This is a genomic window from Lentilactobacillus senioris (assembly GCF_026798195.1).
In the GTDB taxonomy this organism is placed as follows: domain Bacteria; phylum Bacillota; class Bacilli; order Lactobacillales; family Lactobacillaceae; genus Lentilactobacillus; species Lentilactobacillus senioris_A.
Window position 1 is genome coordinate 200,404 of record NZ_JAPQEZ010000004.1, and the last position, 20,973, is coordinate 221,376.

16 protein-coding genes and 1 pseudogene are annotated in these 20,973 nt (G+C 38.7%); all 17 read left to right on the forward strand.

All coding sequences use genetic code 11. From position 1 onward, the window contains the following. Positions 1-18 precede the first annotated feature (18 nt). Positions 19-909: pseudogene (locus tag OXT66_RS07145) on the forward strand (helix-turn-helix domain-containing protein); the annotation flags it as partial. A 24-nt stretch (positions 910-933) separates the two neighbouring features. Further along, on the forward strand, positions 934-1,518 hold the full coding sequence (pgsA, locus tag OXT66_RS07150; protein WP_268596678.1) for a CDP-diacylglycerol--glycerol-3-phosphate 3-phosphatidyltransferase: 585 nt from the start codon (positions 934-936) through the stop codon (positions 1,516-1,518). Between the two features lie 151 nt (positions 1,519-1,669). Next, complete coding sequence (gene recA / locus OXT66_RS07155; RefSeq protein ID WP_268596679.1) at positions 1,670-2,749, forward strand: recombinase RecA; 1,080 nt, start codon at positions 1,670-1,672, stop codon at positions 2,747-2,749. A gap of 183 nt (positions 2,750-2,932) precedes the next feature. After that, positions 2,933-4,486 carry a ribonuclease Y gene (gene rny / locus OXT66_RS07160; protein WP_268596716.1) on the forward strand — a complete coding sequence of 518 codons (1,554 nt, stop codon included), beginning with the start codon at positions 2,933-2,935 and terminating at the stop codon, positions 4,484-4,486. An 83-nt stretch (positions 4,487-4,569) separates the two neighbouring features. Continuing rightward, on the forward strand, positions 4,570-5,367 hold the full coding sequence (locus OXT66_RS07165) for a TIGR00282 family metallophosphoesterase (protein ID WP_268596680.1): 798 nt from the start codon (positions 4,570-4,572) through the stop codon (positions 5,365-5,367). Positions 5,368-5,384: 17 nt separating this feature from the next. Beyond that, entirely contained in the window at positions 5,385-8,006 is a 2,622-nt protein-coding gene (gene mutS, locus OXT66_RS07170) for a DNA mismatch repair protein MutS (RefSeq protein WP_268596681.1), read from the forward strand. Between the two features lie 2 nt (positions 8,007-8,008). Next, a complete protein-coding gene (mutL, locus tag OXT66_RS07175) occupies positions 8,009-9,904 on the forward strand; it encodes a DNA mismatch repair endonuclease MutL (protein WP_268596682.1) in 1,896 nt (631 codons plus the stop codon). 73 nt (positions 9,905-9,977) lie between these two features. Next, positions 9,978-10,580 carry a Holliday junction branch migration protein RuvA gene (ruvA, locus tag OXT66_RS07180; protein WP_268596683.1) on the forward strand — a complete coding sequence of 201 codons (603 nt, stop codon included), beginning with the start codon at positions 9,978-9,980 and terminating at the stop codon, positions 10,578-10,580. Between the two features lie 15 nt (positions 10,581-10,595). After that, complete coding sequence (ruvB, locus tag OXT66_RS07185) at positions 10,596-11,609, forward strand: Holliday junction branch migration DNA helicase RuvB (protein WP_268596717.1); 1,014 nt, start codon at positions 10,596-10,598, stop codon at positions 11,607-11,609. 18 nt (positions 11,610-11,627) lie between these two features. Beyond that, positions 11,628-12,668: a tRNA preQ1(34) S-adenosylmethionine ribosyltransferase-isomerase QueA gene (gene queA, locus OXT66_RS07190; protein ID WP_268596684.1), complete on the forward strand. Its 1,041-nt coding sequence runs from the start codon at positions 11,628-11,630 to the stop codon at positions 12,666-12,668. A gap of 26 nt (positions 12,669-12,694) precedes the next feature. Beyond that, on the forward strand, positions 12,695-13,837 hold the full coding sequence (gene tgt / locus OXT66_RS07195; protein ID WP_268596685.1) for a tRNA guanosine(34) transglycosylase Tgt: 1,143 nt from the start codon (positions 12,695-12,697) through the stop codon (positions 13,835-13,837). 88 nt (positions 13,838-13,925) lie between these two features. After that, on the forward strand, positions 13,926-14,279 hold the full coding sequence (gene yajC / locus OXT66_RS07200; RefSeq protein ID WP_419146385.1) for a preprotein translocase subunit YajC: 354 nt from the start codon (positions 13,926-13,928) through the stop codon (positions 14,277-14,279). Positions 14,280-14,341: 62 nt separating this feature from the next. After that, positions 14,342-15,421, forward strand: a complete 1,080-nt coding sequence (gene dinB / locus OXT66_RS07205; RefSeq protein ID WP_268596687.1) for a DNA polymerase IV — start codon at positions 14,342-14,344, stop codon at positions 15,419-15,421. Positions 15,422-15,495: 74 nt separating this feature from the next. Further along, positions 15,496-16,452: a DHH family phosphoesterase gene (locus tag OXT66_RS07210; RefSeq protein ID WP_268596688.1), complete on the forward strand. Its 957-nt coding sequence runs from the start codon at positions 15,496-15,498 to the stop codon at positions 16,450-16,452. 11 nt (positions 16,453-16,463) lie between these two features. Next, entirely contained in the window at positions 16,464-17,822 is a 1,359-nt protein-coding gene (locus tag OXT66_RS07215; RefSeq protein ID WP_268596689.1) for a DEAD/DEAH box helicase, read from the forward strand. Between the two features lie 141 nt (positions 17,823-17,963). Further along, on the forward strand, positions 17,964-20,612 hold the full coding sequence (alaS, locus tag OXT66_RS07220; protein WP_268596690.1) for an alanine--tRNA ligase: 2,649 nt from the start codon (positions 17,964-17,966) through the stop codon (positions 20,610-20,612). Between the two features lie 84 nt (positions 20,613-20,696). Next, positions 20,697-20,972, forward strand: coding sequence for an IreB family regulatory phosphoprotein (locus OXT66_RS07225; protein WP_268596691.1), 276 nt, complete (start codon positions 20,697-20,699; stop codon positions 20,970-20,972). The last annotated feature ends 1 nt before the right edge of the window (position 20,973 follow it).

Consider the following 20,973-nt stretch of genomic DNA (forward strand, 5'->3'; position numbering starts at 1 on the left):
TAAAGTGTGGAGAGAGTTATGAACGACGACAAAGAAAATGTAAACAAAAGTTCGATTGGAAAAACTTTGCGAGATGCCCGAGTTGCTAAGGGTTATACCCTTGATGATTTGCAAAAAGCAACTAAAATTCAAAAACGGTATTTAATTGCTATTGAAGATGATGATTTTGATGCATTACCAGGTGAGTTTTATGTTCGTGCTTTTGTGAAACAATATGCAGATTCAGTGGATTTGAATGGAAATGAATTATTAAGTGAGTATGAGACTAAACTGCCGGATACCCATTCGGCAGAGTATGTCGACCGGGTTAATGGTGATAACCCAGAAAGTCGTTCGGCTCAACGAAAAGTTGACGAACGTAATTCTCGAATTCGACACTACATTCCAATTGTTGCAGTTTCGATCGTTGTCCTTTTGATCTTAATTGCAATCTGGGTGGCTGCGGCTAGAAATACGCACGATTCTTCTCAAACCAAGATAGAAACTAGTAAAGTAACGGTTTCATCCGGGTCTGACCAAGCCAAAAAAGCTAGTTCGTCATCCACACCAAAGGTAACTAAGACTAAAAAGACGACCACCAAAAAAGTCGTTAAATTTAAGAAAACTACTGTTTCAGGTAGCGATCTTACGTACACAGTTAGTGGAACTTCTAATAAAGCTAAGGTAGTTACAATTAAGGCTACTGCAAGCGCTTGGACTTCACTAAGTGTTAATGGTACTGTAAAATGGCAAGCCGCTCAAACCAAAGGGCAAGCCAAAAAAGTTACGCTTCCTGCGGGCACAACCCAGGCATCTATTAATGCAGGGAATGCTCCAGGAATTAAAATTTATGTGAATGGAACACGACTTAAGTTGGCTCAACCAGCAAGTGGTTCAAGCGACCAAGTTCGAACCATTACCATGAACTTTAAATAATTGTTGGAGGGGTTTTAGATGAATTTACCAAATAAATTAACTGTTTTTAGAATTATTTTAATTCCATTTTTTATTATAGTAATGTCACTGTCGTTGGGCGGAAATGTTATGTTTTTAGGAACAAGTATTTCTGTTTCCAGATTGTTAGGCACTTTGATTTTTGTCGTAGCATCTCTGACTGATGTTATGGATGGTAAGATTGCTAGACGAAATCATTTAATTACTAATTTTGGTAAATTTGCCGATCCATTAGCAGATAAAATGTTGATGACTACTGCATTCTTTTTCTTGGTAGCAGCCCACACTGTGCCAGCATGGGTAGCAGCTATCATTGCTTGTCGTGAATTAGCAGTCACTGGTCTTCGATTAATCATTGTGGAAAGTGATGGAGAAGTTTTTGCAGCTCAATTACCAGGTAAAATCAAAACGGTATCACAGATGTTTGCCATCTTTTTCTTGTTAATGAACAATGTAATTTTTGACTTAATTAATATTCCAATGGATCAGATCTTACTATACACTTGCTTGTTCTTCACGGTATACTCCGGAGCTGATTATTTCATCAAGAACAAACATGTATTTGCTGATTCTTTTGGAAAATAAATTAACCACTGAAGTTTTTCGTAATTTAATATAAAGGGCGACTCGGCGAACAATGAAAATCGAACTTTTGTTCGCTTTTTTCTTGCTTTTTATGCCAAATGTTTGTATAGTTACGAAGTAGACTTTCTGAAAGAAAGACGGAGGAATTTGAATGGCTGATGAAAGAAAAGCGGCTTTAGATAAAGCTTTAAAGAACATCGAAAAGGAATTTGGTAAGGGCTCTATTATGCGAATGGGTGATAAAGCTGATACTCAAATTTCGACCATTCCCACTGGTTCGCTTGCATTAGACGAAGCTTTGGGGGTAGGTGGTTACCCTCGTGGTAGAATTGTTGAAATTTATGGACCTGAAAGTTCCGGTAAAACTACTGTAGCACTTCATGCGGTTGCTGAAGTTCAACGTCGTGGTGGAACTGCTGCGTATATTGATGCTGAAAATGCTTTGGATCCAGCATATGCAACTAACTTAGGAGTTAGCATAGACGATTTACTATTGTCTCAACCAGATACTGGTGAACAAGGATTACAGATTACAGATGCTTTAGTTTCTAGTGGAGCCGTTGATATCGTGGTTGTGGACTCCGTTGCAGCTTTAGTTCCAAGAGCTGAAATTGAAGGCGAAATGGGTGACCAACACGTTGGTTTGCAAGCTCGATTAATGTCTCAAGCACTACGTAAATTATCAGGAACTATTAACAAAACAAAAACTATTGCGATTTTTATTAACCAAATTCGGGAAAAAGTTGGGGTTATGTTTGGTAATCCAGAAACTACTCCTGGTGGTAGAGCTCTTAAATTTTATTCAACGATTAGACTAGAAGTAAGACGTTCCGAACAAATCAAAGACGGCACTGATATTATTGGTAACCGAGCTCGGATTAAAGTGGTTAAAAATAAGGTAGCGCCACCATTTAGAAAAGCTGAAGTTGATATTATGTACGGTCACGGAATTTCTCAATCCGGCGAATTAGTTGATATGGCAGTTGAAAAGGATATCATTAACAAATCAGGTTCTTGGTATTCATACGGTGAAGAACGAATTGGTCAGGGACGTGAAAATGCTAAAGCCTATTTAGAAGGCCATAAAGAAATGTATGCAGAAGTACTTAAAAAAGTACGGGAAGCGTATGGGATTTCTAATCCAGAGGATGAATCCGATAGTGAGAATTCTTCAGACAGTAAAACTGCTAAAAAAGTTGATGCTGATCAACTAAATTTAGAAGATAAGTAAAGAGATGAATTTTCATCTCTTTTTTATTTGCTTAATCATCAGATGAATAGGCTTATGTGATTGACACTGTAAGGCTTAAACATTAAAATAGTACTTGTGTCAATAATCAAAAAATCTGAAAACCGATTAAGAAATTAATCTTTTTGATGATGTGGAGGTAAAACCGTGACTACTATAGTTGAAATGGTTACAATAATCCTCGCAATCATCGCTATTGTTATTAGTTTTGTTGCTGGTAAGGCTATTCAAACTAAAAATTTTGAAGCCCATATTAAGTCTGCTAATGATTCTGCAGAAGGAATTATTAAAGAAGCACAAAAGCAGGCGGATAATACGGTTAAAGAAGCTAGTTTGACGGCTCAAGAAAAAGCTCATGAATACCGTTCAGAAGTGGAACAAGAATTAAAACAGCGAAGAACGGAAATTCAAAAGCAAGAAGCTCGACTTTTGCAACGTGAAGAAGCGTTGGACAAAAAGGATACGGCCTTTCAAAAGCGAGAAAGTTCATTGAGTCGAAAAGAGCAAAAGTTGTCCCGTGAACGACAAAATCTTGCAAAGCAACAAGATGATGCAAACACCCTCATTCAAGAACGACAAAACGAAATTCAACGAGTGGCGGCTTTAACTCAAGAAGAAGCTCGTAATTTGTTACTAGCAGAAACCAGTGAACAGTTAGAAGATGAACGGGCTAAGATGGTTAAAGAAAGCTATCGTCAAGCACAACAAGATGCTGATCAAAATGCGAAGGACTTAATGGTTCAAGCAATTCAACAAAGTGCTGCCGACGTAGTTGCTGAGACTACCGTTTCCGTTGTAACGTTGCCCAATGAAGACATGAAGGGTCGCATAATTGGTAGAGAAGGCCGTAATATTCGGACATTCGAAACTTTAACGGGAATTGATTTAATCATTGATGATACTCCTGAAGCAGTCGTCTTGAGTGGCTTCGATCCAATCAGAAGAGAAGTTGCCAAAATGGCTTTGGAAAAATTAATCAAAGATGGTCGTATTCATCCAGCTCGAATTGAAGAAATGGTTGCTAAGAGTCAAAAAGAATTGACCCAACGAATTCAAGAAATTGGGGAACAAACTTTATTTGATCTTGGAATCCACTCAATGGGGCCAGAATTGACTAATCATGTTGGAATGTTAAACTTTAAAATTGGTCACGGACAAAATCTGTTGGCCCATTCAATTGAAGTAGCTAAGCTAACTGGGGCTTTTGCTGCTGAACTTGGTGAGGATGTTACATTAGCAAAACGTGCAGGATTATTACACGATATTGGCAAATCAGTTAATAATGGAACTGAGGGTTCCTATGTTGAACTGGGAGTCGATTTAGTAAAGAAAAACCATGAAAGTTTTGAAGTGGTAGATGCCATTAAAGCTTATCATGCTGGTCATGAACCACAATCTATAATTGCAGAATTAGTAACGGTTGCTGAAAAAATTACCATCTCTCGACCTGGAGAACATAGTGATTCTTTGGAAAGCTACGTTCATCGTCTTGAGAGTTTGGAGAAGATTTCAGACAGCTTTGATGATGTTGAAAAAAGCTATGCTATTCAAGCGGGTCGTGAAATTAGAGTGATTGCTAAACCAGATAATATTTCTGATACCCAGTCAGTTGTACTGGCTCGTAAAATCAAAAAGAAGATTGAAAATGAGATGAAATATCCTGGCCATATTAAGGTCACTGTTATTCGAGAAACTCGTTCAGTTGAATACGCAAAGTAAAAGATCAGATAAAACTGGTCTTTTTTTTATTATTAAAATGGTACAATGAAACCTACTAAACAGAAAGAATTGGTAACTTAAATATGCGAATTTTATTTATTGGTGATGTAGTTGGCGATCGAGGAATGGAAATGCTTGAGTCTCGAATTGGAAGTCTTAAGCAGCAATATAAACCACAAGTAACGATTGTTAATGGTGAAAATTCCACTTCTCAGGGTCGCGGTATTACAAAGGCCATTTTTAAAAAAATGATGGGAATGGGAGTCGATGTGGTTACATTGGGCAACCATGCTTGGAATAACGAAGAAATTTACCAATTCATAGATGATACTCCTAAGTTAATCAGACCGGCTAACTATCCAGATGCTCCAGGAAATGGTTATACGATTGTTAACGTGAATAATACTAAGTTGGCGGTTATTAACATTCAAGGTCGAGTCTTTTTAGATACGATTGATAATCCCTTTACTATTTTGCAGCAATTGGTTGACAAGCTCCAAAAGGAAGTTGATTATATTTTTGTTGATTGTCATGCTGAAGCTACCAGTGAAAAAATGGCCATGGCGGCTTTCTTAGATGGTAAAATTTCTGCATTGGTGGGCACTCATACCCATGTTCAAACTAATGATGCTCAAATCTTGCCTAAAGGAACGGCTTTCTTAAGTGATGTTGGAATGACCGGTCCTACTGGTGGGGTATTAGGTATGCAAGCAGAAAGTGTTCTTTCGCGTTTCTTAAACGCGCGTCCGGTTCGTTTTAACGTGGTGACTACTGGAGATGCTGTTTTGGGGGCTTGCGTTATTGATTTAAGCGATAAAGACGGACATGCAATGAAGATTAAAAATATGATAATTAAAAGTGATGATCCAATAGAAAATTAAGAAAGGATAAGTGTATTTTGGCGAAAAACGAAACTACTCCCATGATGGAACAGTACCAACAAATTAAGGATCAGTATCCGGATGCTTTCTTGTTTTATCGGTTGGGAGATTTTTACGAACTATTCAATGATGATGCGATTAAAGGCTCTCAAATCATGGAATTAACTTTAACTAACCGAAGTCGTAATGCTGAACATCCCATTCCAATGTGTGGGGTGCCCCATAAGGCAGTTAAAAACTATGTCGATATTTTAATTGATCAAGGTTATAAAGTAGCCATTTGTGAACAAATGGAAGATCCTACCTTAACTAAGGGAATGGTCAAACGCGAAGTGGTACAGTTAATTACACCTGGTACGCAGGTCGATACTGGCGCAGAAAATGCTAAGGATAACAATTACTTAACCGCAATTACTACCGATAATGGTGGTGTGAACTATGATCTAGCTTATGTAGACTTGGCTACCGGTCAATTACAAGTCACTACTTTAGCTAGTTTTGATGAATTAACCAATGAAATTATTAACTTACAGACTAAGGAAACCGTCTTACCGACTGAAATCAATGCAGAAGTTACTGAGTTATTAAATAAATTAGGCATTCTAATTTCGCATAATTCCAGTTCAGAAGTTACTGCTACGACCAGTTATTTAAGTCAAGATATTAATGATGAGGGGCAAAAAACGGTTTTAGCGCAACTGTTAGAATACGTTCGAGCTACTCAAAAACGCAGTTTAGATCACTTAAAAAAAGCGGTAGCCTACGAACCTAATTACTTCTTAGAAATTGACCATAACTCTCAATATAATTTGGAATTAACTAAAAATATTCGTACCGCTAAAAAAGGTGGTACATTACTCTGGTTATTAGACCAAACTAAAACGGCTATGGGTGGTAGAAAACTCAAACAGTGGGTCGAACGGCCTTTAGTTAATCGCGAAGTTATTTCAAAACGCCAAGAGGTTGTGGAAGATTTATTAAACCACTATTATGAACGCAATCAATTAACTGATGACTTGATCAAAGTGTACGATTTAGAACGGTTGGCTAGTAGAATTGCTTTTGGTAGTGTTAATGGGCGGGATTTGATTCAATTAAAAACGTCACTAGAGCAAATGCCTAAGATTAGACATACGTTGGACAGCTTCACGGCATCTAGCTTAAAGGAACTGAGCCGTAATATTATTTCGGTAGATGATTTAGTCGATTTAATTGAGCAAGCTATTGATGATGAACCACCAATTTCAGTGACTGAAGGCGGAGTTATTAAAGATAACTACAATGATCAGCTAGATTCTTACCGAGATGCTAGCAAAAATGGCAAGCAGTGGTTGGCTAACCTAGAGGCCCAAGAACGAGAAGATACAGGTATCAATAACTTAAAAATCGGCTTTAATCGGGTATTTGGTTACTATATTGAAGTAACTAAAGCTAATTCAAGTAAAGTGCCGACTGATCGTTACCAACGAAAGCAAACGCTAACCAATTCTGAACGTTTTACTACTCCGGAGTTGAAGGAAAGAGAAACGTTGATCTTAGAAGCTCAAGATAAGAGCCAGTCACTAGAATATGAATTATTCGTTAAAATTAGGGAGACCATTAAAGAATCCATTGACCGGATTCAAAAATTAGCTGACATTGTCGCTCAAATTGATGTTTTACAAAGTTTTGCTAGTGTCAGTGAAGAGTACCGATTTGTTAAGCCAGAATTAACAGAGCAACACGAAGTTAAAATTATTGCTGGTCGGCATCCAGTGGTCGAAAAGGTTATGGGGCACCAAAAATATATTCCTAACGATATTTTAATGCCGGAAAATACTAATATTTTGTTGATTACTGGACCCAACATGTCAGGGAAAAGTACCTTTATGCGCCAAATGGCGCTAACCGTAATCATGAATCAAATTGGATGTTTTGTGCCCGCTGAATCAGCAATTTTACCAATTTTTGATAAAATTTTTACCCGAATTGGGGCGGCAGATGATTTGATTTCGGGGGAAAGTACCTTCATGGTAGAAATGAAGGAAGCTAATAATGCATTGCAACATGCTACCGCTAATAGTTTAATTTTATTTGATGAAATTGGACGAGGAACGGCTACTTATGATGGAATGGCGTTGGCTCAATCCATTATCGAATACGATCATAATAATATTCATGCTAAAACGTTATTTTCCACTCATTATCATGAGTTAACGACGTTGGAAACTGAGTTACCAGAACTCAAAAATGTTCATGTAGGGGCGGTAGAACAAAATGGAGAACTAGTCTTTTTGCATCATATTGAAGATGGGCCAGTGGATAAATCCTATGGAATTCACGTTGCTAAGTTAGCTGGTTTACCAGCTAGTTTATTAGATCGAGCAGATAATATTTTGACAGAATTAGAAAGTGAGCCCACCAAAACTATTTCCGCTAACGTAACTCAAACACCAACGCCAACAATGACAATTGCTCCTGCGCCAGAAGCAAAGGAAGATCAACAAATGTCCTTATTTGCTGAACAATCTCTAGATGAAAATACAGAACAGGTATTGCATTCTTTGCGTCATTTAGATTTAATGGGGAAAACCCCTATGCAGGTTATGAATCAAGTTTATCGTTGGCAACAGAAGTTAAATAAAGAAACGAGTGATTAAACGTGGCTAAGATTCACGAATTACCAGTCCTCTTAGCTGATCAAATTGCGGCCGGAGAAGTGGTGGAACGGCCGGCTTCGGTAGTTAAAGAACTGGTTGAAAATGCCGTTGATGCTAACAGTACAGAAATTAATGTAAATGTTGAATCTGCAGGATTAAAGGTTATTCAAGTCATCGATAACGGTGATGGTATCGCTGCCGACGATGTCCAGACCGCTTTTTTGCGTCATGCCACCAGTAAGATTACCGAACAACGAGATTTGTTTAGAGTTAAAACTTTAGGTTTTAGAGGTGAGGCGCTGCCCAGTATTAATTCTGTTTCTGATTTAACGATTGAAACTTCTACTGGAGAGGTTGGGACCCAACTTCAATTTAAGGGGGGCAAGCTAATTGCTCAAGGAGTCGCTGCTCCTAGAAAAGGAACTACGGTTACCGTTAATCAGTTATTTTATAATACCCCGGCTAGATTGAAATACCTCAAATCTCCAGGAACCGAATTATCGCAAATTACTGATGTGATGAATCGTTTGGCTATTAGTTACCCTCAAATTAGTTTTTCATTTACCTCTGACGGTCGTGAATTACTAAGAACGGCTGGTCGAGGACAGGTAGAAGCGGTTTTAGGGGCAATTTATGGGCAAAAAAACTTAAATAAATTAGTCCCAATTGCTAAAGAGAATCTGGAAATTAAGGTGCAGGGATACACCTCCTTACCAGAATTAACTCGAGCTTCACGAAAATACATGTCGTTAATTTTAAACGGACGTTACATCCGTAATTATCAACTCAGCCGAGCAATTATTGATGGGTATGGTTCTAAATTGATGGTGGGGAGATATCCGATTGCTGTGATTAGCGTAACCGTAGATCCAGCGCTAGTAGATGTGAACGTTCATCCTACTAAGCAGGAAGTCCGGATTTCTAACGAACAAGAAATTATGACGTTAATTAGTCAGGCAATTGTTGAAGCTGTTAGCCCGCAAGTTAGAATTCCTCAGGTTGATCCGAAGCCTAAGGTTAATCAAGCAATTTCACGACCTCAACCAACATTGGAACGAAATTTCGGGTTGACGAACAGTGCGACGCCACTGCCACAATCTAAAATGGCTGCTTCCAGTATTGAACCCATTATTATTACTAATAAAGCTGAATTAGATCTACCTACCATTCAACGATTTGATGAACAGGTAGCTAAGATGACTGCTTCAAATAGTCTGGTTGCAAAACAACCGGTTGCACCCAAAATAAAGCCAGAAGAGTTGGAGTTATTTTCAGAAGAAACAAAGACCACTAAATTTCCTGAGCTAAGATACATTGGGCAATTACACGGAACTTATCTACTAACTGAAAATCAGGGTGGTTTATATTTGGTAGATCAGCATGCCGCCCAAGAACGGGTGAATTATGAATATTACCGGCAAGCAATCGGAGAAGTCAGTGATGACCAACAGCGGCTAATGGTGCCCATCGTACTTGATTATTCTACTTCAGATTTTTTACTGATTTCTGAACGATTAGAATTGTTGGCTACCTTGGGAATTTATTTGGAAGAGTTTGGACAAAACAGTTTTATTTTAAGGGAACATCCAACCTGGTTTAAGGCGGGGCAAGAAGAGGATACCGTTAGGGAAATGATTGATTGGATTTTAACTGACCATCATATTTCGGTGGCTGCTTATCGTGAAAAAACCGCTATTATGATGAGTTGTAAGCGAGCAATTAAGGCTAATCACCATTTAGATGATCAGCAGGCTAAGGCACTCTTAGAACGATTACCAGAGTGTGAGAATCCTTATAATTGTCCTCATGGACGACCAGTATTAGTGGAAATTACCACTACCGAAATTGAAAAAATGTTCAAACGGATTCAAGATTCACATGATTCTAAAGAATTCTGATAAATCCCGCCAAGCTGATAACGAATATGATACAATCGGATAAGCAAACGTATGTTTAGAAGGGAACCGGAATATGTTCGAATTTTTAGAAGGTCAGATCACCAATGTGCGCCCTGACGCGGTGGTTATTAACGTCCACGGCATTGGTTTTTTGGTGTACTCACCAGATCCATATCAATATGATGTTTCTGATACCATTCAACGCATTTACGTTTATCAGTCGGTGAGTGAAAATGCGATGTTACTTTATGGTTTTCATGATGTTGAGGATAAACAATTATTTTTGAAGTTAATCGCAGTTTCGGGCATTGGTCCTAAGAGTGCCTTGGCTATTTTGGCCGGCCATGATCGAAACGGTTTAATTAACGCTATTGCTAGTGAAGACGTGAAATTTTTAACTAAATTTCCAGGAGTTGGCAAGAAGACCGCGCAACAAATTATTTTGGACTTGCAAGGTAAGTTGGGAATTTTTAGTGCTGAAATGGATCTCTTGGCACCTGAACAATCCGCGTTGGTTAAACCAGATAATCAAGACCTAAACGATGCGTTAGAAGCATTGAAAGCGTTAGGTTATACAGATAAGCAAGTGCAAAAAATTCAACCAAGTTTAGCTGAATTACCTAAAATGACAACTGATGAATACTTGAGTCAGGGACTTAAACTGTTAATGAAGTAGAAAAAGGTGAATGAATTGACGGAAAATGATGACCGGATTATTGCGGCCAATAATTTAGACGACAATGAAGAAAATATTGAACGTTCAATCAGACCCCAGTTATTAGATCAATATATTGGACAGTCAGATATTAAAAACGAACTTCAGGTTTATATTCAAGCGGCTAAACAACGAGAAGAAGCCCTGGATCATGTGTTGTTGTATGGTCCACCGGGACTAGGAAAAACTACCTTAGCGATGGTGATTGCTAATGAACTCCAAGTTAACATCAGAACCACTAGTGGGCCTGCCATTGATAAGCCAGGAGACTTATTATCTTTATTAAATGAATTAAAACCGGGTGATGTTTTATTTATTGATGAAATTCACCGCTTACCTAAAATCGTAGAAGAAATGTTGTATTCCGCTATGGAAGATTTCTTTGTCGATATTGTGATCGGTCAAGGACCAACGGCTCATCCGGTTCATTTTCCGTTGCCGCCGTTTACATTAATTGGAGCGACTACCCAAGCAGGGATGCTGTCGGCACCGTTACGGGATCGATTTGGTATCGTGGAACATATGAACTACTACACGGTAAGCGAATTAGAACAAATTGTACGTCGCACAGCTGGTATTTTCCAGGCGGAAATTAGTGATGAAGGAGCTCATGAAGTGGGCTTGCGATCGCGCGGGACTCCGCGAGTAGCTAACCGCCTATTAAAACGAATTAGAGATTTTGCACAGGTTGCTTCTAAATCAGAAATCGATTTAGAAATTGTGCAATATGCATTACATTTGTTAAAAGTAGACGATCTAGGCCTCGATGATACCGATATCAAACTGTTAAAAACCATGATTGATTTTTATAACGGTGGGCCGGTTGGGTTAAATACGTTGGCGGCTAATATTGGTGAAGAGACGGATACGATTGCGGAAATGTATGAACCATATTTACTACAAATTGGCATGCTAAAGCGTACTGCACGCGGTCGAATGGTTACGGATAAAGCTTACTTACACTTGGGTTACACCCCCAAACAAAAATAAACGAAGGGATGATCAACCGTGACAGAAAAATACACATTGGCAGATTTTGATTACGATTTGCCTAAAGAATTAATTGCTCAAACTCCAATTGAAAAACGAGACACTTCTAGATTATTGGTGATGAACCACGAAACTGGTGAACTTACTGATAAGCATTTTTATGATATTATCGATTATTTAAATCCTGGCGATGCCCTGGTAATGAACGACTCTAAAGTGATGCCCGCTCGAATCTACGGGGTTAAAGAAGACACTGGAGCACACGTAGAAGTACTATTACTGCACAATATTGAAGGTGATAGTTGGGAAACCTTAATGAAACCAGCTAAGAAGCTTAAGGTAGGGACTGTTGTTAGTTTTGGTGATGGGCAGTTAAAGGCAGTAGTAACTAAGGAATTAGACCATGGTGGTCGTGAAATTAAATTTGAATACAATGGTATTTTTATTGAGATTCTAGAACGACTAGGCGAAACCCCACTTCCACCTTATATTAAGGAAAAACTAGATGATCCGGATCGTTACCAAACCGTTTATGCTAAAGAAATGGGATCTGCTGCTGCGCCTACAGCTGGACTTCATTGGACTCCAGAATTATTATCCAAAGTGCAAGCAAAAGGGATCAAACTAGTTTATTTGACCCTTCATGTCGGTTTAGGGACTTTTCGACCAGTCGACGAAGATAACATCGAAGATCACAAGATGCATAGCGAGTTCTATCGATTATCTGAAGATGCTGCAGATACTTTAAATGAAGTACGACAAAACGGTGGGCGGATCGTGGCTACTGGGACTACTTCTATTAGAACCCTTGAAACTATTGGCTCTAAATTCGATGGAGCAATTAAGGCTGATTCTGGGTGGACCGATATTTTCATTAAACCAGGCTATGATTGGAAAGTCGTTAATGCCTTTATTACCAACTTCCACTTGCCTAAGTCCACATTAGTAATGTTAGTAGCTTCCTTTACTGGTCGGGATAATATCTTGAACGCTTACCAACACGCCATTGAAGAAAAATATCGTTTCTTTAGTTTTGGCGATGCGATGTATATCTATTAGTTTCAATAGTAACGGAGGATTCATATATGGAACCAGCGATTAAGTATCGCTTAATTAAAACCGAAAAACACACTGGCGCTCGTTTAGGAGAAATTATTACCCCTCACGGAACTTTTCCAACCCCAATGTTTATGCCAGTGGGGACGCAGGCTACTGTTAAAACTTTGGCCCCCGAAGAACTGGATGAAATGGGTGCGGGAATTATTTTAGCCAACACTTATCACCTGTGGTTACGGCCAGGCGAAGATATTGTTGAACAAGCTGGCGGACTACACAAGTTTATGAATTGGGATAAAGGTATTTTGACTGATTCAGGTGGTTTTCAAGTTTTTTCTTTAGCTAGCAACCGAAACATCACTGAAGAAGGGGTAACCTTCAAAAACGAAATTAATGGTTCTAAGATGTTTTTATCACCTGAAAAAGCCATTCAAATTGAAAATGCGCTAGGACCGGATATCATGATGAGCTTTGATGAGTGTCCACCATATTTTGAAAGTTACGACTACGTAAAACATTCTGTAGAACGAACTTCACGGTGGGCAGAACGAGGATTAAAAGCACATCAAAATCCTGATTGGCAAGCCTTATTTGGCATTGTTCAAGGGGCCGGCTTTGAAGATTTGCGAAAGCAATCAGCCGCTGATTTAGTTAGTTTAGATTTTCCAGGATATTCAATTGGGGGACTCTCAGTTGGAGAATCCAAGGAAGAAATGAACCGAGTGCTCGAATTTACGACCCCGTTGTTGCCAACCAATAAACCTCGTTACTTGATGGGCGTGGGGACTACCGATTCACTGATTGATGGAGTTATTCGCGGGGTAGACATGTTTGATTGTGTACTACCAACTAGAATTGCTCGTAACGGAACGGTAATGACTTCTCATGGCCGTTTGGTAGTGAAAAATGCTAAGTATGCACGCGACTTCACGCCATTGGATGATCAGTGCAACTGTTACACTTGTCGTAACTATACTCGGGCTTACATTCGCCATTTAATGAAGACTGACGAAGCTTTTGGAATGCGACTAGCTAGTTATCATAACTTGTATTACTTGCTTAACTTAATGAAACGAGTTCGCCAAGCTATTATGGATGACAACTTACTAGAATTAAGAGAAGAAGTTTTTGAGCAATATGGCTATAATTTGCCTAATGCAAAGAACTTTTAAATACTGGACGATTGTACAAGAGTTTGTTAAAGTTATTTTATAAAGAAAGTGCGGGTGAGATATAGTGGGTTCTACTTATTCTATTTTGATGATCGTGGTTCTTTTCGTTTTGATGTACTTCTTAATGATTAGACCACAACAAAAACAAGAAAAAAAGCGTCGTGAACAATTATCTAAGTTAGCAGTTGGAGATAACGTCGTTACTATCGGTAGATTACATGGTGTGATCGACGAAATTAACGAAGCTGAAAAAACAGTTACCTTGGATTGTGACGGCATTTTCTTGACTTTCGATCTAAATGCGATTGCTCAAGTTAAAGAACGAGCAGTTGCTTCAAGTACTAAAGAAACTAGTACTACTGAACAACCAGCAGAACCAAAAGAACCATCAACTGAAACTTCAGAAACTGATACTAAAGATTCAGATTCTGAAGCAAAATAAAGAGCTGATAACAGCTCTTTTTTTACCCACTTGAAAAAAACATACGTTCGGAGGTGGACTGAATGAACAACCGCTGGATTATTCACGTTGATATGGACGCTTTTTATGCCTCGATTGAAGAAAGAGAAGATCCCAGCTTGAAAGGAAAACCATTAGTAGTGGCGAAAGATCCTCGTAAAACTGGTGGCCGCGGGGTTGTCTCTACCGCTAATTATATTGCTAGAAGGTATGGAGTTCATTCAGCGATGAGCTCTAGCGAAGCTCTGAAACTATGTCCGAAAGCTATTTTTCGTTTTTCTGGTTTTCAATTATATCGAGCAGTTTCTCAACAAATTCATAACATATTTCACCATTATACCGATACGATTGAATCGTACGCCTTAGACGAAGCCTATCTTGATGTTACCAACAATAAATTGGGAATGACCGATCCCGTTCAAATTGGCCGAGAAATTCAACAAAAAATTAAACAAGTAACTCGACTGACTTGTTCAATTGGTATTTCTTATAATAAATTTTTGGCCAAAGAAGCCTCTGACTATACTAAACCAGCAGGATTTACTATTGTTTCTGTTGAGGATGCGCCAGCTTTTTTAGCACAGCTACCAATTGAAAAATTTCGGGGAGTCGGTAAAAAAACGGTTCCCAAAATGAAAGAGTTGGGGATTAACGACGGCTCAGATTTATTAAAACTGTCAGAACTAGATTTAATGAAACATTTTGGTAAATTTGGATATTCCCTTTACCGACGAGCTCGCGGAATTGATGAGCGGCCGGTGGAAGCTAGTCGAGTTCGTAAATCGATTGGTCGGGAACGAACTTTTGGACCGGTGTTAGATTCTGAAGTAGTAGTCAATACTCAGTTACGGCTGATTGCTGCTAAGGTAATCAAGGACGTAGCTAAACAACATAAACATGGTAAAACATTGGTGCTAAAGGTGCGCTATCAAGATTTTCAAACAGTTACTAAACGAGCAACTTTTTTAGATTATATTGAGAACAACGTTGATAATTATTTAGAAATTACAAGTGAACTACTAACTAATTTGCCGCCAGTGGAAGCTGGAGTTAGATTGCTAGGAATTACTTTAACCGGGTTAGATGATTTAAATTATGAAAATTTAGCGTTAAACTTGTTTTAAGCGATTAGCTTTTGAATTTTGACTGGTTATTCGTTATACTTAAGTGTTTAAGAAAACTGGGACGGAGCGAAAAAATGACAATCCAAGAACAAATATTAAATGCAATTCAACGTTTTGATACCATTATTATTCACCGCCATAAACGACCAGATCCAGATGCGGTAGGGTCTCAAATGGGATTAGCCGAAATTTTAAAAACTAGTTTTCCGGCTAAAAAAATCTATACGGTTGGTAAACAATATGCTAGCTTTGACTGGTTAGGGGTTACTGACGAAATTGATGACGATGTGTATCAAGATGCATTAGTAATTGTTGTGGATACCGCTAATCAGCCGCGGGTTGATGATGATCGTTATTTGAACGGCAAAATGTTAATTAAAATTGATCACCATCCTAATGACGATCAATTTGGCGATCTAATGTGGGTGGATGAATTGGCATCAAGTACGTCAGAATTGATTGGTGATTTTTGTTTCCAACTTAAAGAACAATTATTAATGACTTCTAACGCTGCCAGATTGTTATATGCTGGAATTGTTGGTGATACGGGTCGTTTTAAGTATCCGGCTACCACCCCTAAAACTTTTGCGATTACTGCTAAGTTAACGGAATATGATTTTGATGCTAGTGCAATTAATCAACATGAAGATGAGATTAACTTACCATTAGCACATTTAGCAGCGTACACTTACGATAACTTGGTAATTAATGATAATGGTGCTGCGCATTTAATTTTAACTAATGCGGCATTAGAACCATTTAACCTAGGGGATGAAAGCACTTCTTCAATTGTGCCACTTCCTGGTAATTTAAAAGAAGTTACTTCCTGGGCTATATTAGTAGAACAAAAAGAAGGAGATTATCGGATTCGACTTCGCTCTAAAGGTCCAGCAATTAATGAACTAGCCAAACAATATGGTGGTGGCGGTCATCCCTTAGCCAGTGGAGCTGTGTTAGCGGATGCGCAAGGAATTCCTGAATTTCTCGCCAACCTAGATAAAGTGGTAGATGAATACCACGCAACCAGATAACAGGAGAATTTATGACAAGTTTTAACGATTTTAATTTAAAGCCAGCATTGCTTGAAGCGGTAGCTGACATTAATTTTCAAACCCCAACTCCGGTTCAGGAAAGATTGATTCCTGAAGTTTTAGCCGGTAGAGACGTGGTAGGCCAATCTGCCACCGGTAGTGGAAAAACACACACCTTTTTACTGCCAATTTTTAACCAACTAGATAGTCAAAAAAAGGCTGTGCAGGCAGTGATTACTACTCCTAGTCGTGAATTAGCATATCAAATTGCTGAAGCGGCTAAACAACTACGTGGATTTGTAGATGAAGATATTTTGATTGGAACTTTTGTTGGTGGAACCGACAAGAAACGACAAATTGAAAAACTACACAGAGAACAACCGCAGTTAGTTATTGGAACTCCGGGAAGAATTTGGGATTTAATTGAAAGTGAAGCCTTAGATATTCACGAAGCTCAGCAATTAGTAATTGATGAAGCTGATATGACGATGGACATGGGCTTTATGGACTTGATTGACAAAATTGCTACGCGATTTGGTAAAAAAGTCCAAACATTAGTATTCTCAGCAACTATTCCACAACAATTACGAGTATTTTTACGAAAATACTTAACTAACCCATTAATTGAAGAAATTCCGGTAGCAACCGTTATTAACCCTAACGTTTCAAACTGGTTAATTTCGACTAAGGGTCGGGATAAGAATCAAATGATTTATGAATTATTGACAATGGGTGAACCATACTTGGCATTGGTATTTGCTAATACCAAAGAACGGGTTAAAGAAATTGGTCAATTCCTAAAGCAACAAGGTTTAGACGTGGCTATGATTCATGGGGATATTAAGCCTCGGGAACGTAAACGAATTATGAAGCGGGTAAAGAACCTTGAATTTCAATACGTAGTGGCTACTGATTTAGCAGCTCGAGGAATCGATATCGATGGCGTTTCCCACGTTATTAATGATGATATTCCTGAAGACCTTGAATTCTTTGTTCATCGAGTTGGTAGAACTGGTCGAAAGAATATGAAGGGAATTTCCATTACCTTATACGAACCAGGCAAGGAAAAGCGGTTAGCAGAATTAGAAGCTATGGGGATTAAATTTGATCCTAAAGATATTAGAAACCATGAAGTCGTTGATTCTTACGATCGCAATCGGCGAAAGACGCACCGGAAGAAAAACGAAAAATTAGATCCAACTATGATTGGATTAGTTAAAAAGAAAAAGAAAAAGATTAAACCAGGTTATAAACGACAAATTAAAATGTCGATCCAACGAAAAGACGAAATGGACCGTCGAATTAAGAAACGTGAAGAAGCCAGAGCTCAACGGAAGCATAAGAAGCAAAGCTCAACTCGTTATAAATAGGCTTCAGCAAATTGACAGTTTTTCTGCTAAAAAGTATAATTTTAGTGTTAAATTTTGTCAGATTAGATTACTAAAAAGATTAAATTAAAGTGCCGGGAAGCAATGACCGGCTTTTTTATTTAAAGGAAGTGGAGAGTTTCGATGAAGGAATTAAGCAGTAGCCAAGTGCGGCAAATGTTTTTAGACTTTTTTCAAGAAAAGGGCCACGCGGTAGAGCCTAGTGCATCGCTAATCCCAGTGGATGATCCTACCTTGCTGTGGATTAACTCTGGAGTTGCTACTATGAAAAAATACTTTGATGGTAGTGTTGTGCCGGCTAACCCACGAATGACCAGTTCTCAAAAAAGTATTAGAACTAACGATATTGAAAATGTTGGAAAGACTCCTCGTCACCAAACATTATTTGAAATGTTAGGTAACTTTTCAGTTGGAGATTACTTTAAGAAGGAAGCCATTCCTTGGGCATATGAATTGTTAACCTCACCCAAGTGGTTTGGCTGGGACAAGGACCGCTTGTTTGTCACGGTATACCCTAAGGATACCGAAGCTAAGGAAATTTGGTTGCAAGCGGGTATTGCTCCAGATCATTTGATTGAGGCTGAAGATAACTTTTGGGATATTGGTCAGGGACCATCTGGACCAGATTCTGAAATTTTTTATGATCGAGGCCAAGAATTTAATAACGTTAGTGAAGACGACCCAGAAAATTATCCTGGTGGTGAAAATGACCGTTACTTGGAAGTTTGGAATATTGTCTTTTCTCAATTCAACCATACTCCTGAGGGCACTTATGAACCACTTCCTCGCAAAAATATTGATACAGGGATGGGACTAGAACGAGTAGTTTCCATTTTCCAAAATGCAAAAACCAATTTTGAAACTGATCTATTTCTACCAATTATTAAAGCAACGGAACAACTCAGCGCAGACCGTCATTATGGTAAAGTTGCTGAAGACGACGTTAGTTTTCGGGTAATTGCAGATCACGCTAGAGCTATCACTGTAGCGATTGGCGATGGCGCTCTTCCATCTAATGAAGGACGAGGCTATGTTATTCGACGGTTAATCCGGCGGGCCATCGTCAAAGGCCACCAATTGGGAATTGAAGATGCTTTCTTGTATAAGATGGTTCCGGTGGTTGGAGAAATTTTGCAATCATACTATCCAGAAGTTTTAAAGCAAAGTGAATACATTGCGTCAGTCGTTAAATCAGAAGAAGAACGGTTTAATGCTACCCTTACTGATGGTCTTAAATTATTGGAAACTGTTTTAGCAGATGCTCATGAAAATAATAATGACCAGATTAATGGGGCTGCTGCATTCAAGCTTTATGATACTTATGGTTTTCCTTTAGAATTAACTAGTGAAGCAGCTGCTGAAGCTGGAATCACAGTTGATCAAGAAGGTTTTGCTAATGAAATGCAACAGCAACGGGACAGAGCCCGGAATGCTCGGAGTGGAGCCAAATCTATGGGTGTCCAACGAGACCTGTTACTAGAAATTAAAGATGCCAGTGAATACGTTGGTTATGATCGGTTAACGGTAACTGGAGCTAAATTAATCGTAGCTATTGCTGATGAACAACGGGTTGCTAGCGTAGCACCAGGTACGACTGCCGAATTAATGTTTGACCAAACGCCATTCTTTGCTGAAATGGGTGGTCAAGTAGCTGATAATGGTGAAGTGTTAACTGCAGATGGTGAATTAGCAGCTAAGGTGGTTGACGTCCAACACGCGCCCAATGGCCAAAATTTGCATACCGTGGAAGTAGTGAAAACCTTGACTACTGATGATGAGTATATTTTAACGGTTGATCAACATCGGCATAGCAAGATTGAAAAAAACCATACTGCAACTCATTTGTTAGACCAATCATTAAGAAATGTCTTAGGGGATCATACACAACAAGCTGGATCATTGGTGGAACCTAACTACTTGCGTTTTGATTTTAACCATTTTGGCCAAGTGACTGATGAAGATTTAGCTAAGGTAGAAGCATTAGTTAATGAACAAATTTTTAACGAATTAGAAGTTACCACGGTAGAAACCGATCCTAAGACTGGTAAGGAAATGGGTGCCATTGCTTTATTCAGTGAAAAATATGGTGATGTGGTTCGAGTAGTTAAAGTTGGGGATTTCTCAATTGAGTTCTGTGGTGGTACTCACGTTAAAAACACTAATGAAATTGGCTTATTCAAGATTATTTCGGAATCAGGAGTTGGAGCCGGGGTACGAAGAATTGAAGCCGTTACTTCAGCGGAAGCTTATGAAGCTTTGAATCGTTCTCATAATGATTTACAACTAATTGCTAACAAGTTAAAAGTTAGCCAAATTAAAGATTTGCCTAACCGGGTAGATCAACAGTTAGAAGAAATTAAAACGCTGAAGCAAAAAAATGAAAGTTTAGAAGCTAAAATGGCTAGTCAGCAAGCAGCAGATGTCTTTAGTAACCAACAAACGATTAATGGCCATACTTTGATTACCGGAATCATTAAGGATGCCGGAATGGATCAGTTACGTCAATTGGCAGATACTTGGAGGACTAAAGCTCTGTCAGACATTTTAGTATTAGGAACCGGTAAAGACGACAAGGCTAACTTAATTGTTGCTATGAGTGATGATACGGTTAAGGCAGGCTTAAAGGCTGTTGATTTAATTAAAGCTATTTCACCACAAATCAATGGTGGTGGCGGTGGTCGACCAAACATGGCCCAAGCCGGTGGTAAAAAACCAGCTGGATTAGCAGATGCCATGAAAGCAGCTGAAGATTGGCTTGCTAGTATTAAATAACGATTACAGGATTGCTTGATGATTGTAGTTTAAGTTATTTTCAGTTAGAATTAGACCATACAACTTATGTTGAGGGGTGAGGGTATGAGTTCACTAGATAAAACGATGTTTTTTGACTTTGGCGCTGATCAACCCAAAGATGTTCGAGATACGTTATTGACAGTTTTTCGAGCCCTAGAGGAAAAGGGATACAATCCATACAACCAAATCGTAGGGTATTTGATTTCAGGAGACCCTGCTTATATTCCTCGTAACCAGGATGCTCGTAATCTGATTCGACGGCACGAAAGAGATGAAATCATCGAAGAACTAGTAAGATTTTATATGGATAATCAGCCCAATGACGATCAGAAAGGTTAAT